6 protein-coding genes are annotated in these 16,044 nt (G+C 48.1%); all 6 read right to left on the bottom strand.

Annotation, left to right across the window (positions count from 1 at the left end; genetic code table 11):
* Positions 1-6 precede the first annotated feature (6 nt).
* The 6 genes from ileS to HMPREF0980_RS06810 all read right to left on the bottom strand — a co-directional run bounded on the left by ileS (position 7) and on the right by HMPREF0980_RS06810 (position 15,904).
* Positions 7-3,156, bottom strand: a complete 3,150-nt coding sequence (gene ileS / locus HMPREF0980_RS06835) for an isoleucine--tRNA ligase (protein ID WP_049728423.1) — start codon at positions 3,154-3,156, stop codon at positions 7-9.
* 466 nt (positions 3,157-3,622) lie between these two features.
* Positions 3,623-5,287, bottom strand: a complete 1,665-nt coding sequence (locus HMPREF0980_RS06830; protein WP_049728422.1) for a thioester domain-containing protein — start codon at positions 5,285-5,287, stop codon at positions 3,623-3,625.
* A gap of 198 nt (positions 5,288-5,485) precedes the next feature.
* The gene (locus HMPREF0980_RS06825) at positions 5,486-6,847 is read right to left on the bottom strand and encodes a D-alanyl-D-alanine carboxypeptidase family protein (RefSeq protein ID WP_049728421.1); all 1,362 of its coding nucleotides are present in this window, start codon (positions 6,845-6,847) and stop codon (positions 5,486-5,488) included.
* 18 nt (positions 6,848-6,865) lie between these two features.
* Positions 6,866-7,432 (bottom strand): signal peptidase I, encoded by a 567-nt coding sequence (lepB, locus tag HMPREF0980_RS06820; RefSeq protein WP_049728420.1) that lies wholly within the window; start codon positions 7,430-7,432, stop codon positions 6,866-6,868.
* Positions 7,433-7,564: 132 nt separating this feature from the next.
* Positions 7,565-7,756 carry a hypothetical protein gene (locus HMPREF0980_RS06815; protein ID WP_049728419.1) on the bottom strand — a complete coding sequence of 64 codons (192 nt, stop codon included), beginning with the start codon at positions 7,754-7,756 and terminating at the stop codon, positions 7,565-7,567.
* Between the two features lie 21 nt (positions 7,757-7,777).
* A complete protein-coding gene (locus HMPREF0980_RS06810) occupies positions 7,778-15,904 on the bottom strand; it encodes an InlB B-repeat-containing protein (protein WP_049728418.1) in 8,127 nt (2,708 codons plus the stop codon).
* Positions 15,905-16,044 lie beyond the last annotated feature (140 nt).

The following is a 16,044-nucleotide window of genomic DNA, read 5'->3' as shown; positions in this document are numbered from 1 at the left end:
TCCCCTTTACTTCTTCTGAACACCTAATTTTACCTCTTCTCCGTTAATCTTCCAGTCTTTTACAAAGCCCGCCGGAGTCGTCTTTGTCATATTCAGCGCAAGCGTCTCCTCCGCAATGACATCTGCATTGTCGGCAAATACTTTTTCTGCTTTTTCTGTACCTTCATAGGTTACTTCTATCTTATCCATCACTTCAAAATCAGCTTCTTTACGCATCGTCTGTATCTTGCTGATAATCTCACGGACAAATCCTTCTTCCAGAAGTTCCTCAGAAAGGTTCGTATCCAGCACCACTGTAATACCATTGTCATTTTCAGACACATACCCTTCCATCTGTGCAGCCTCGATCAGCAAGTCTTCGCGGAACAGAGTGACCTCCTGGCCATTTATATCCAGCTTCAATGCGCCTGCCATATTCAGCTCATCCATGGCGGTATTTCCATCCAGAGAGTCTAGTGCAGATTTGATGCCTCCTAACATTTTACCATATTTGGGGCCCACTGTCTTTAGCTGCGGTTTAAAACTATAAGAAGTAAACTCACGAACCTCTTGTGTAAATATCATAGTTTTTACATTCAATTCATCCGTAACGATGTCCTGATAGAACATCGGAAGCTGGAAATCAGCCTTTACATACATCTGCCCGATAGGCTGGCGGTTCTTGATATTGGCTGTATTACGGCATGCACGGCCCATGACGACAAGCTTCAGCACCTTCTCCATATTAGATTCAAGTTCTGTGTCGATGCAGCTTTCGTCTGCAACCGGGAAATTACATAAGTGAATGCTTTCCGGCGCCTCCTTATCGATGCTTCTCACTAGATTCTGATATATATCTTCCGTCATAAACGGTATCATCGGGGCAGCTGCCTTGCAGACTGTAACAAGCGCTGTATACAATGTCATATAGGCATTGATCTTATCCTGTTCCATGCCCTTTGCCCAGAAACGCTCCCGGCTTCTTCTGACATACCAGTTGCTCATGTCATCTACAAAATCCTGCAGTGCTCTTGCAGCCTCTGGTATACGGTAGTTCCCCAGGTTATTATCTACTTCTTTGACGAGCGTGTTCATCTTGGAAAGCAGCCATTTGTCCATGACTGACAATCTGTCATATTGCAGTGCATATTTTGTCGCATCAAATTCGTCAATATTCGCATACAGTACAAAGAACGCGTACGTATTCCACAATGTACCCATGAACTTGCGCTGTCCCTCTGTCACAGCTTTTCCGTGGAAACGGTTCGGAAGCCACGGGGCACTGTTCACATAGAAATACCAGCGGATTGCGTCCGCGCCATATTTATCAAGGGCGTCAAACGGATCCACAGCATTTCCTTTCGACTTGCTCATCTTCTGTCCATTTTCGTCCTGCACATGCCCAAGCACGATAACATTCTTATATGGAGCTTTATTAAATATCAAAGTAGAAATGGCCAGCAGAGAATAAAACCATCCCCTCGTCTGATCCACAGCCTCTGAAATGAAGTCCGCCGGAAACTGCTTTTCAAATAGTTCTTTGTTTTCAAATGGATAGTGGTGCTGTGCAAACGGCATCGCACCTGAGTCAAACCAGCAGTCGACGACTTCTGGCACGCGGTGCATCTCCTTGCCGCACTTCGGACACTTCACCGTCACTTCATCAATATATGGGCGGTGCAGCTCTATATCGTCCGGGCAGTTGTCAGACATAGACTTCAGTTCCTCTATGCTGCCGATAGAATGCTGATGCCCACAGTCACATTCCCAGATGTTCAAAGGAGTTCCCCAATACCGGTTACGGCTGATACCCCAGTCCTGAACATTTTCCAGCCAGTCGCCGAAGCGGCCTTTGCCGATACTTTCCGGAATCCAGTTTATCGTATTGTTATTCGCAATCAAATCATCTTTAACTGCCGTCATATTGATGAACCACGATTCACGTGCATAATAGATGAGTGGTGTGTCACATCTCCAGCAGTGTGGATAGCTGTGTTCAAACTTAGGTGCTTCAAATAAAAGTCCCTGTTCTTCCAGGTCTTTCAGCACGAGAGGATCTGCTTTCTTAACGAATATGCCGGGATACGGGGTCGTCTCTCCCATGTTGCCCTTCTCGTCCACGAGCTGCACAAATGGCATGTCATATTTGCGTCCCACCTTGGCATCATCCTCGCCAAAAGCCGGTGCTATATGGACGACTCCTGTACCGTCCGTAAGTGTTACGTAGGAGTCGCAGGTAACAAAGAACGCTTTCTTATTCTGTTTCTGTGCACATTCCGCCGCGCAGGAAAAGAGCGGTTCATATTCTTTATATTCCAAATCCTGTCCCTTATATTTTTCCAGGATTTCATACGCAGTCCCGCCTTCTTCCGCGAGCTTGCCGAGCACTTTATCCAGCAGCGCCTCAGCAAGATAATATACATTACCGTCAACAGCCTTAACCTTCACATACTCTTCTGCAGGGTTCACGCAGAGGCCGATATTGGACGGCAGAGTCCATGGCGTGGTCGTCCATGCAAGGATATACGCATCCTCGTTCTTCACTTTAAAACGCACAATCGCGGAGCGCTCCTTCACATCCTTGTATCCCTGTGCCACCTCCTGTGCAGAAAGCGGAGTCCCGCAGCGCGGACAGTAAGGCACAATCTTGAATCCCTTATACAAGAGTCCTTTATCCCATATCTTCTTCAATGCCCACCATTCGGATTCGATAAAGTCATTGTGGTAGGTCACATATGGATGATCCATATCAGCCCAGAAACCGACCGTACTGGAGAAGTCCTCCCACATCCCTTTGTATTTCCATACGCTTTCTTTACATTTATCAATAAAGGGTTCTAAACCATATTCCTCAATCTGCTCCTTGCCGTCCAGTCCGAGCAGCTTCTCCACCTCCAGCTCAACCGGTAAGCCATGTGTGTCCCATCCTGCCTTCCTCGGTACCTCATACCCTTTCATCGTACGATATCTCGGAATCATATCCTTGATGACGCGGGTAAGCACATGGCCGATGTGAGGCTTGCCATTCGCAGTCGGAGGGCCATCATAGAACATGTAGATATCATTACCGTCCTTTTCTTCCATACTCTTCTCAAAAATATCGTTCTCCGCCCAAAACTTCTCAGTCGCTTTCTCCCTTTCAACAAAATTCAAATCCGTTGAAACTTTTTTATACATTTCTCTTCCTCCTTAGACATCCATCAGGGACACGTTATCTCCCGGTTGGGGACGGAGTATTTCTAGAAAAACTCCGTCCCAAATTGAATTCAGGGTGTCCCCTTTCATAATTTAAATTTGGGTCAAAAAAAACTTCCGTCCTGAATAGGACGAAAGCTAAAGCTTCGTTTATAAACCACCTAAACATACTGCCATATGCCTTCCCTGTAACGGGGGAAATCCGTCGGCATCTACTGGGCTTTGGCACCTTTCGACATCCGCAACTCGGAAGTGATATTCAGATATAACTTACTTGCGCCGGGCTTCCACCATCCCCGGCTCTCTATTGCGTTTGGAAATATCTTACTGTCTTCGTCAACATTTTTTATATTCTGCTTTATTATAGTAAGAAAACCCTTGATAGTCAAGGGTTTTCTAGGGTTTTATTTATTCCACCGTTAAATGCCGGCTAATATTCTTGTTCTAATCAGAACTCTGTTTTAGAATGACACGATGGACCGCAATACTCCGATTGACACGGTGGCTCCGGTTTACACGGCTGACAAGGCGGGCAGCAATGCTCCGGCTTGCATGGCGGCTCCGGCCTGCACGGTGGCTCCGGCCTACATGGCGGTTCCGGTCTGCATGGCGGCTCCGGTTTGCACGGCGGCTCCGGTCTGCACGGCGGCTCCGGTTTGCACGGCGGCTCCGGTCTGCACGGCGGCTCCGGCGGTTCCGGTGGATATGGCGGCCTCGGCGGTTCCGGTGGATATGGCGGCCTCGGCGGTTCCGGTGGGTATGGCGGGTATGGCGGATACGGTGGCCTCGGCGGTTCCGACGGGTATGGCGGATACGGTGGCCTCGGCGGTTCCGGCGGGTATGGCGGATACGGTGGGTACGGTGGGCGTCCCCAGTCCGGGTAACAAGGTATCATACACGGAAATGGAATCGGATAGCCCCCTGATCCGCCTGAATTATTATTTGAATTATTGTTATTATTATTGTTATTGTTATTTATATTAATTCCCTGGTATCGTTCTTTTTCTTTAGCGATATAGCAGTCAGAAGACGGATATTCCGCACATATACACAGTTCGGCTGACAGGTTGACTTGTTCATCATCAAAAGATGTGCCGATAGGCTGATAATTTTGTGCAGTACTCTGTGGCTCCAGCGTTATGACACGCGTCACCGTGCCCGTAAAAGCAGCCCTCACGGTAAAACACGCGTATGTTTCACATGTGCGCAGTGCAATATAGAATTCCTGCCCAATCATCGGATCAGATATCGGATTCCCGCAGAAATCCATGAAGGTGGCAGAATAGTCCTCCCCGCATCCGCAGAACGGCGTTACAGTAATCTCGGGACTTCCGTCAAAGCTGGAAAGTACCCGAAACGGACCTACGAGCATCCGCCCGCAGACGGTACGCACCTCATCCGGACAGCCCTTGAATATAAAATACGGAGCAGTAGTATCCGTTGGAAGCGTACTCTTATTGCAGCACTTTATGCCCGTGCTCTCCTTGCAGCATCCGGTTCCCGCTGCCGGCTCCGGCCGCTCCGGTTCAGTATCCACATATTCTCCCGCAAGCCTCAAAAGCCCAAGAACCGCTGCACGCATCCTGTCCGACTTTGGATGTGTCGCACCAGTGGTGCAGTCAAGAAAATACACCTCATCCGGCGCTATCTGGCCAAGGAGCACCCAAAGCGCAATCTGAACGGCGGCATAGGCATCGTTGTTATCCAGTACCGGACTGGCTGCCGAATCGACCCCGGCCAGCGCAAATGTAGCTGATGCGCTTACAGCAGGAAAAGCATTGGCGAGAATCCAGCCTAGCATTTCTTTCTGCCGCTCTGTAGCCGCCGGAAAGATTGTTTCAAAAGGCCGGCTCTCATACGGCACGTCATTGTATGGCCCGTCGGCAAATTTATCGAGACAGTAGACGAGCTTATCCGTGCTGCCGAGCAAAGTACCAAAAAACTGAAATATCTGGTTGTGGTCAGCTCTATTCAGCCGGTATCTGGACGCAGAAGTATAATCCAGCGAACAATAGCTTTCTACGCTCGGATTTCCGCCTACGGTTCCGCTGACATCCCGTCCGGAATAGATGGTAAAAGGACGTGACGCCCTTAATTCTTCTATATCAATCATGATTATTCCTCCTTACTTATTAGATTGTAATAAGAAGCTCTTACATAATTAACATATGCTACATTCCTCGGCTGGTTCCCTGTCAGACAATCAGAAAAAGGAACCGCAGCGTCTGCAGTAATATGCTGCTTCGCTCCAGTTCCCTTCATAATCCCGTAGGCGGCCTACGCCCCGGTGTTCTCTTTTATCATATTATAACTATCTATGGCGCCTTCTCCGTCTGCGTCTTCTTTGCTTTTTGATAATTCTGCTGATATAAAATGCAAGTATCAATACGCCCGCCACTAAAACAGCAGCCGCAAATACCGATTTTTTCTTACTGCTCTTTTCATTCTTATCTTTGGTACCAGATGCTTTTATCTTCGCTGAATGTTCCTTGATATAAGACTTGCTGAGCTTAGCCCTTGCGGACCCGAGTGTATATCCTTTATACGAATAGGTAAGGACAGCCTCGCCCCGTACATTTTCATCTGCCTTAAGCTTCATATCCAGATCCTTAAAATCAATTCCATCCGGGAGCATGACATATCCGCCCTCATCACCCTCTATAATCTCCTCTACATCCTTGGACTTCTCGGCTCCCGCCACTTCTTCTTTTTTGAAACTGTTAAATCCATAGTCAAGCAGATTCTTTGTATCGGAATAGATATTAGACCCGTGTGTCCTGAGCACTACGCAGACGAGCTGCGTTCCATCCTTCTCAGCCATGGTAATCAAAGTAGACAACGCGTCAGAAGTGTAGCCTGTCTTCCCTCCGACCGCATATTCATAATAGTTGGAATTGTCCGGTATGAGCATCTTATGCTTCTGTTGGAAAATGTGTTCTTCACATGTATCTGTAGCCGGAATCTCATAATTCAGTGTCTGGACGATATCAAAAAATTCCGGATGCCTGAACAGCTCTCTTCCGATAAGCGCCATGTCCCGGGCACACGTATAATGGTTCTCATCGTGCAGGCCGTTTGTATTGGCAAAGTTGGAATTTTCACCGCCAAGCTCTTTACATCTGGCATTCATCTGCTCCAGAAACCAGCTGTAATCATGCCCGGCATTTCTGCCCACGCTCTCTCCTACCGCGTATGCCGCCTCGTTGGCCGACGCAAGCAATGTGGCGTGCAGCGCTTCGTCCAGGCTGACGACGTCCCCTTCCTTCATACCGATAGACGAGTCGCCCGGTTGAAGAAATGCTACGCTTTCATGGGTAAACGTCACTTCATCTGTAAGCTGCCCGTTCTCCAGCGCTACGAGAGCGGTCAGTACCTTTGTTATGCTCGCGGGATATTCATGCTCGTCGATATTCTTGGCGTATAATATGGCACCTGTCCCCACATCCATGACGATTCCTGCTTCTCCGTATGTGGACGGGCCTTTGGGCCACTTCTTCAGTTCATTCGTCTGTACGGGCATCTCGTAGGCTTCCCGCTCTGCTTTCTGCTCCGGAGTCTCTTCTTCGGCTGTATTTACTTCCTCTGGCTCCGCTGCATATGCGGTGTTAAATACGCTGGTTAATGCTATCGCAAGCGACAGTAAGATAATCAGGTTCCACCTGCTGCGCTTCATATGTCTGTCCTCCCAGTTTTACAATTTTCCGATATACCAGACAAGCCTGCCTTTCGTATCCGAAATCTTGACAGGACCAAACATCCGGGAATCTTCAGAATCCTCTCTGTTATCCCCCAGTACAAATACTTCCCCATCTGTGACAGTAATCGGAAATACGATACCGCTCTTGACGGCTTTGGTCTCTCCCAAAGCCCACGGCTCTTCCGGCTCTTTTCCGTTTACATACAGCTTGCCTCCTTCGATATTGACCGTGTCGCCTGCCACTGCCACGACACGCTTCACAAACTCCTCATCGTTAGGCCTTTCAATCGCTATGATATCTCCGGGTACATACGCCTTCTGTCTGCGCTTGTATACGACCATATCTTTATCATGCAGCGTCGGATACATGGACTGTCCTTCCACGTATGATATACCCATTACAATCTGGAACAGGCCGCATATGACTACAATGATAGCAGCAAATTCGAGTATGGTGCGGAGCCAGCTCATCCTGCGCATATGCTTCTTTTTCTTCTTGGTCGGGGGGTCTACATCCTCCAGCACCTTCTGCTTCATCTGCTTTATTTCGTCTGCATCCATATAGCATAACCTTCTTTGATAATTTTATCTAGTTAACATTATAAATGATATATGGAAAATTAACAAGAACAAAGGATTTTTATATCGGAAAAGCCCCCCGGATCCATCATCCGGGAGGCTCTCCTTAAAATATTATGACTGCATCGTATCTACAGTTTCCTGTGCCAGCTTATCGGCCAACTGGTCTTCAAAGTCTTTTTCTCTCTTCTTCTGCTTATGTCTGTGTACTGCAAAGACCACAATCATCACAATGAGGACGATGAGTGCCGGCAGATCCCATGCACATAATCCCAATACACTGTGCGAAAACATATAGTTCAGCATGTTCCCTTCCTCCTTATCCTACTAAGCTGCTTCATCTTTATCAATCTCTTTGTCTGCCATGGCTAACTCTTCCCGTAGCTCGAAAATCCTCTCCTGGCGCTTTTTCATGCTCCTTGTGTATCCAAGTTCAACCAGCAGTGCCAGCAGCAGCAGCAAGAAGTGAAGTATGCAGCACTTGTGGTCCTTGGACGCCCGGTTCGCCAACGGCACTCCTTCATCATCGGACTGCACAAGCTGCTGGATATTCGCGCCTATAGCGTCGCCCACATCTTGGGCAAATGCGGCAACCGGCTCTACGATAGTCTGAATTACTGCAGCAGGTGTAACCGGTCCGGCGTTAGCTGGTGTAGCCGTTCCATCTCCGTCAGGCGTCGTTCCGCCCGGGGTCGTACCGTCAGGCGTCGTTCCGCCTGGTGTCACGGGCGCCACGCTCCACTGGGCGTTCATCACAAGTCCGCCCTTAGACATTTTAATCCAGCCGCCCGGATTATAGACATTTCCGCTATCTGCATCGCTGCTCCAGCCGTCAAATACATAACCGTCGTTTCTAAATCCATTGTCCTTAAGAGTAACCTGGTAATCTACCGGATAGATAGCGTTATCTTTTGTCTCGCCTGTCGCGTTCTGTGCGTTTGCGTTATAGATAATACCATATTCTTCCGCATCCGGTATGCCATCCGGTGCTTCATCCGGCCCGTTGTTATCGAGCACATAATATACATTAATTACATTCATATCTTCATCCGTGCCGATAGTTGTCTCATATGCCATGCCTGTATCCTTCAGCATATAGTTCCTGCCTTCTCTCGTCTTCGTGTCAGGCGTATCGGCCTTTACTGTCGACAGGAATGATGCACTCTCATTGACGGTCTCATCCTTCGCCTGGTCATTGTCATAGAAATAATTCACAGTATATCTATAGCTGTTAATCTTGAAGGTTCCGTTAATCACAACATCCTCTGCCGGCATCGTAAAGTTATCCGGATGCTGCCATCCGCTGAAGGTGTAGCCTTCTTTTGCCGGCTGGTTTTTCAAAGTTACCGTACTGTTGTACTCATGGGGTTCCACTGAATCCCGTACTCCGTCTATCATATAGATCACGTTGTAGCTGTTGATTGAGAACCTTCCGGTGATTACGATATCCTCGGTTCCCATCGTTGACGGCAACGTGCCTTCCCAGCCATGGAACGTGTAGCCTTCCTTTGTCGGCCTATCCCTCAGCGGGTCGATGGTCTCGCCGTACTTGTAGGTGTCTATCGCTCCATGCCGCTCTCCGTCCACGAGGTACTCTACCGTGTGCTCATCCCTCGCGTAGTACAGCTTCAGTACGAGCTTGCCGTCTCCCGTAATCGTCCCTTCCGTCACATTTTTCTCGGAGTCCTTGTCATATGTGAATCCTGTGAATGTCGTCGGGTTCGCCGTCGCCAGCGTATCCGTCTCTCCGGTCAGATTCTCTGTCAGACCTATTGCATACTTCCCGTCCAGACCTTCCAGATAGTGCTCTACCGTATACTTCGTGTCGCCGTCTGCCGTGAACGTTCCGGTAATCTCCACGTCCTTATCCGGCATCGTGAACGCTTCCGTCCTGCTCCAGCCGCTGAACGTGTAGCCCGGTGCAGCTGCCGCCTCTGCGATTCCTACCTCTGCGCCGAACTTGTACGTAGCCTCCTCCGGTGGTTCGCTTGCCCCTGTCGGTATCGCTCCGGTATAGCTGTAAGTCACCTTATGGCTGTTCCTTGTGTAGTACAGCTTCAGTACCAGGCTTCCGTCTCCTGCAACCGTTCCGGATGCCAGCGTTCCTTCTACCGTAGGATCATACGTAAAACCTTTGTAAGTGTTCGGTTCTGCAGTTGCAACGGTATCTGTCGTTTTTGTAAATGTCTCTGTCGTTTCCGGTTCACCGTACGTTCCGTTAAGGTTCTCCAGATAATGTTCTACCTTATATTCGGTATTTTCATTGGCTGTTACCTTCCCGGTTATGGTTACATCATGATCTGGCATTGTAAAATCGCTGTCCGGCGTCCACCCGCTGAAGCTATAGCCTGGCTTTACCACCGGCGCTTCCATTATCTTTACATTCATTCCATAATTATAGCTATCTTCTTTATATAGCTCACCGTTCAGTTCATAAATCACCTTATAGCTGTTGATTGAGAACCTTCCGGTGATTACGATATCCTCGGTTCCCATCGTTGACGGCAGCGTGCCTTCCCAGCCATGGAACGTATGACCTTTTTTCGTCGGCCTATCCCTCAGCGGGTCGATGGTCTCGCCGTACTTGTAGGTGTCTATCGCTCCGTGACGCTCTCCGTCCACGAGGTACTCTACCGTATGCTCATCCCTCGTGTAATAAAGCTTCAGCACGAGCTTGCCGTTTCCTGTTATCGTTCCTTCCGTCACGTTCTTCTCGGAGTCCTTGTCATATGTGAACCCTGTGAACGTCGTCGGGTTCGCCGTCGCCAGCGTATCCGTCTCTCCGAACAGTTCATCCTCCGTCAGGCCTACCGTATACTTCCCGTCCAGGCCTTCCAGATAGTGCTCCACCGTATACTTCGTGTCGCCGTTGGCCGTGAATGTTCCGGTAATCTCCACGTCCTTATCCGGCATCGTGAACGCTTCCGTCCTGCTCCAGCCGCTGAACGTGTAGCCCGATGCGGCTGCCGCCTCTGCGATTCCTACCTCTTCCCCGAACTTGTACGCAGCCTCCTCCGGTAGTTCGCTTGCCCCTGTCGGTATCGCTCCGGTATAGCTGTAAGTCACCTTATGGCTGTTCCTTGTGTAGTACAGCTTCAGTACCAGACTACCGTCTCCTGCAACCGTTCCGGATGTCAGCGTTCCTTCTACCGCAGGATCATACGTAAAGCCTTCGTAGGTGTTCGGTTCTGCAGTTACAGCGGTATCTGTTGTTTTTGTGAATGTCTCTGTCTCTTCCGGTTCGCCGTAGGTTCCGTCGAGGCCCTCCAGATAATGTTCCACCTTATATTCCGTATCCGGATTCGCTATCGTGCTTCCTTCAATCGTAACATTGCTGGCTGGCATCTTGAAGTCTTCTTTCTGGCTCCAGCCGCTGAAGTGATAGCCTGCCGCTACCCCCGGTGCTGGCCTTACGGTCACGTCGCTGTTGTATTCGTAGGGTTCTACATCTCCATACTGCGCGCCGTCCAGCACGTAGGTCACGTTATAGGTGTTAATCGTGAATGTTCCGTTGACCTCCAAATCCTCCGTACCCATAACTTCTGGAAGGGTTCTGTCCCACCCGCTGAAACTGTATCCTTCCTTCACAGGCGCTTCCCTCAGCGGGTCGATGGCCTCGCCGTACTTGTAGTTCTCTACCTCTCCATATTGCTCTCCGTCCACGAGGTACGTCACCGTGTGCTCTTCTCTCGTATAGAACAGTTTCAAAACAAGCGAACCATCTCCTGCAACCGTTCCCGATTCAATCGTACCCGCTACTTCAGGGTCCTGGTAGAATCCTATATAAGTCTTTGCATTAGCTGTAGCAGTTTCTCCGGTCGTACCGGCCAGAGTATCTTCTCTTTCAAACAAGCGATACCCGCCGTTCAGCTGTTCTTGATAATGTTCCACCGTATAGGCCGTATCGGTATTCGCTTTCCACTGTGCCACATACTGCATGCTCTGGGTCACTTTTTCCTCGAATTTGCCCCATCCGACAAACGTATATCCTGGATTTCCAGTCGTTTCTCCATCAAAGGCCGGCGTGTCGACACCATAATCTAAGTCTAAGAACGTCTTTTCCTGGAATGTTCCCTGCGATCCTGGTTTGTACATTACGGAAAACTGCTGTTTAAAGTAGACTTTCAATACGAGAGAGCCATCTCCACTTATCGTACCTTCTGTTACGTTATTTGGATTTGTCGCGTCGTATACGTAGCCGTCCCTTGATGTCTGCATATCGCTTTCAATAAGTTTAGCCGTATCTCCGGTGGTACCGTTTCCTTTTCTATTCATTTTCGTAGTATCCGGATATGTTCCTTCGCTCTGATAGTAATACTCTACCTTATATTCCGTATTATTTCTGGCTTTCCATTGCGCTACGTACTCCACGGATGCTGTTACCTTATTTGAAACATCCGGTGCCCATCCAGCAAATTCATAGCCTTCTTCGCCTGTTGCAGTAAATGACGGCGTATCTTCATCATAATCCAGACCGCTGTACGTCTTGTCATCAAACGTTCCATGCTCTCCCGGCTTATATGTCACGCTGAACTGCTGTTTGAAATATACTTTCAGCACGAGGCTGCCATCGCCCAGTACCACTCCTGTCTCAATCTTTCCCGGAGCGTCCGCATCGTACACATATCCTTCTTTGTCCGGGTTTCTGAACGCCAATGTGTCAACAAGCTGACCGGTCGTTCCTGTCGTGGTGATTATCGTATTATCCGGATCAGCACTGTAGCTTCCAGACTTTTGGTAGTACTGTTCTACGGTATATGCAGTATCATTATTTGCTTCGTAGTATACCTTTATGGTTGTTCCCGCTTCTACAGTTTTTCCGATTTCTTTCGGATTTGTTCCTGCAAAATGATATCCCTGGTATCTTCCATCTGATGTATCGATATCGCCATCAAGCACCGGTATCACATCGTCATTAATCCAGACATCTCTTACTATTTCTCTCGTATCCTCCGATACGGGGGCACCGTCTTTATAATACTCTACGGTGTACTTAAGCTTATGGGTGCTCTGCTCATCCTTGACGCATACAGCTTTTAACGTGGCATCTTTGGATCCCATCTTATAAGTGCCGCTTACGGTCTCACCTGCTTCGTTCTCCCAGTGGTCGAATTTATAACCAGTATCTGCCACAAGTCCTGTTTCATTAAATGTCTTTACTTCCGCTGATTCTCCCTTATAATAGTGGCCGTCAACATATGATATTCCGCTGCTGTGTTCACCAGCCACATAAGTCAACGTATTGGCTGCTTCAGGTATAACATGGTACCTGATATCATCGCCTTCCTGTATGACATACGTATCAAGACTATCTATCATATCCCAATCGCCATTGCCCGTGTGGCGCACCTGAATCTCATATGTCTGATATCGGTCTACTTCCTCTGTTATGCCATAGGCTTCCTCTGCATATGCTTTGATCTGCTCTGTGCTGTAGCCTTCTTTATTATCGGAATCTATATTTTTGACATATTTATTTTGCGCTCCATCTGTTGACAGTTCATTACTGTTAGTGATTACATATGCCGGGCTGTTCTCCTGTACTTTATAGAACCACACCGATACTTTAGCTTTATTTGCAACCCATTCTGCCGTATACGTTATATTGCCGGAAATCTTATCCTTTACTTCCGGAGTCCAGCGTTTGAACGTATAACCGCCTTCCGCCTTCGGTTCACCGTCAAATTTTGGCGTCGCATCACCGAAATATTGTTTGTCATATACCTGAGCCTCAAAGTCTCCATGAGATCCCGGATCGTAGGTAACGGTAAACTGCTTCTTGTAATATCTCTTCAAGACAAGGCTTCCGTCTGCTTTCACTTCGCCCTCGAAGATATTCGACTTGTTCTCCGCGTCATAGGTGTAACCTTGTATTCCTCTGTCTCCGGAATTGACAGTGGCACCTGTCGTTCCTTCTCTTACATCTGTTTCGGATGCGCTATCCGGGTAGGTTCCATCATCGTTCTGCAGGTAATACTCAATCGTATATTTTGTGTCCCCTTTCGGTTCCCACTGCGCGTAAAGCGTAGTATCCACGCTTATTTTAAATCGTTCACCACCTGCGTATGTCGTTCCGCTCCCATCTGCGTTTGTATTCCAGGAACCAAATCTATATCCCTCACGCACGGGTTCCTTTGTACTTACTGTAGCAGAAGAATCTTTTACATATTGCTCTCCGTCCGGCATATTGCTCCATCCCGCCGGAGCATTAGCGTTGTAGGAGAGATTCACTTTATCCTTATCCAATAGTACACCGTCTACATGCCAGTTGTCCTGATGTTTGATAACATACCACAAGACATACTGTGTGGAAGGGTTATATTGCGGATAGGCGTTTTTAATCTGGCTGTCGTCCGGAACCTTATTCAGTCTGTCGGTAACTCCCGGAACCGTACTGTTCGTATAGAATGCCCCTATCTTTATTGCACCTTTTATACCTATTGCCTTGGTATATTCAGCTGCCGCATGCCCCTGAGGCTCTGTAGGAATCGTCCCGTCCTTCCGTATAAAAAAGTCTGCATCCAGATTCTGGGCTGCCCATACTGCATATAGCGTTACATTTTTTGCAGGCATCATATAATTGCTTCCTGCTTCATATACAGGGGATTTATAGTGATCGGGTCCCTCACCTGTAGCTTTACTGTCTGTGCTCCATCCGACAAATAATTTTGTCCCGTTTGTCCCTTTATAATCTGGCAGTGTTATATAAGAACCTTCCGTTGTCTGTATCGCTTCGGGCGCCGCCGAGCCTGTTCCGCCATTCCTATTGAATGTCAGCGTATATGGCTGTGTAACCGTGATTTCATAAGGGTCTGACGCTACATTGCCTGCGCTCGCTGTAATATCGGCACTTCCTGTATTTAACGCTGTGACTTTTCCATCCTTGGATACGCTGGCAACCTTCGGGTTGCTGGAAGCCCATGTCACTTCCTCACCGGCAGGATCCGTCGTAGCTGTAAGCTGAAGTGGCTCATCCGCTGTTGTCAACACTTGAGACTCACCTGTAACCGTGACAGCGGTTACCGTCTGCCGGTCTTTTATCTGAATGTAAAAGTTTTCTTCTAATGTTTTCCATTTCTGGCTTGCATCATATTTATAATCGTATTTATGCGTTATCTTGATAACCGAATCGCTCGCTTTCAGAGCGCTCAGCAGAACAGAATACTCCTTCTCTTTCGATAATTTAATCTTATCGCTTACAGAGTCTTGCACTCCCCATTCATTATTTTTCGTGTCATAATACCACTGTTCGTTCCCTGTACTTTTGAGTGTGATTTCATCACCTACATACATCTCATATGCCTGAGACGCTTCACGGGCATAAATCCAATCTGTCCCTACTATCGTATAGATTGAAAAATGCTCCGCCTCACATCCTACGGCATAACTCCCAACGGCCTGGCCGACAAGCTCCGCCTTCTTCTTAGAATCATTTACATGATAGACTTCAAGGACTTCGCCGTCTATGCCGACATTGCTAAATGTAACATTAACATTTCCATCCGGCTGTATTTCTTTTCCGTCCTTATCAAGTATCGTTATGTCAAATGCTTTGATACCGGAAATCTCTCTTTCTTCCTCCAGTGCATTTTCTATAGCGGCTTCTACAGATTTCTTGGAAACCGGCTTCACAGACAAGGTCCATCCTTCTGCAAGCACGCCTTCTGGCGCTTCTACCGTGATAACTGTCCCGTCCACGGTCTCGCTGACTTTCTTTGCAGGTCTGGCTTCCGTAGTCTCTACTGCCGTTCCTTCTCTATCGTCCTCTTTTGTATCGTCCTTATCTTCAGACTTGTTTGACGCTTTTACTTCCTTATATAATATAGAAACTTCTTTATCTTCCGCAACCTCTGTAAGAGAATATGTGTAAACATTTCCGTTTACACCCACAGGATTGATAACCGTTCCGTTCTTGTCGGTTACTTTCTCTACTACGTAGCCATCGTTCGCTGTTATCTCGATATTGTATGTAGTACCTTCCGCTACTTCTTCCTTATATATATTATTGCCATCATATGAGACTGTCTTCTTATCCCCTGCCGTCCACACTTTGACAACGCCGCCGTCTGCTTCTGGCTTGTGTATTACAACGCCATATTTCGCCTCCTCGGGAGTCTCTCCCTGGGGCTGTTCTGACTCGTTTTCCTGTGGCTCCGTCACAGAGGCCGCCGGTTCCGAATTCTGCCCTGTCGGCTGCGCCGGTTCCTGCTGTACAGGCTGCTGGGCCGGCTTCTGTGCAGGCGCCGTACTACCCTGGTCGACTACGCTGACGTCCACCCCTTCATTATTACTCTCCGGCTCCTGAGGCGCCGGCTCGCTTGCCGCCTGGGCAGATGTCTCCTGTGCGGCATCCATCTCGTTTGCCTTCAGCGCGCTGCTCATCGAATACAACGCATTGGAACCAACCAATACGACAGCAAGTATCAATGCCAGCCATCTTTTAAACTTTTTCATATCAGCTTCTCCTTCCCGCTTCTAAATCCTCAATATCTCATTCTGATTCATTCTTACTATGTGTACTAATAAATTAGACAATATTTATCCTATATTTATTAAGAGCGTTGTCAGGTCAAAAAGGGCTCACATTTTGCATA

Source organism: Dorea sp. D27 (assembly GCF_001185345.1).
GTDB lineage: Bacteria > Bacillota > Clostridia > Lachnospirales > Lachnospiraceae > Extibacter.
Note: the sequence above shows the minus strand (reverse complement) of the source record. Positions and strands in the feature narration are given on the sequence as shown.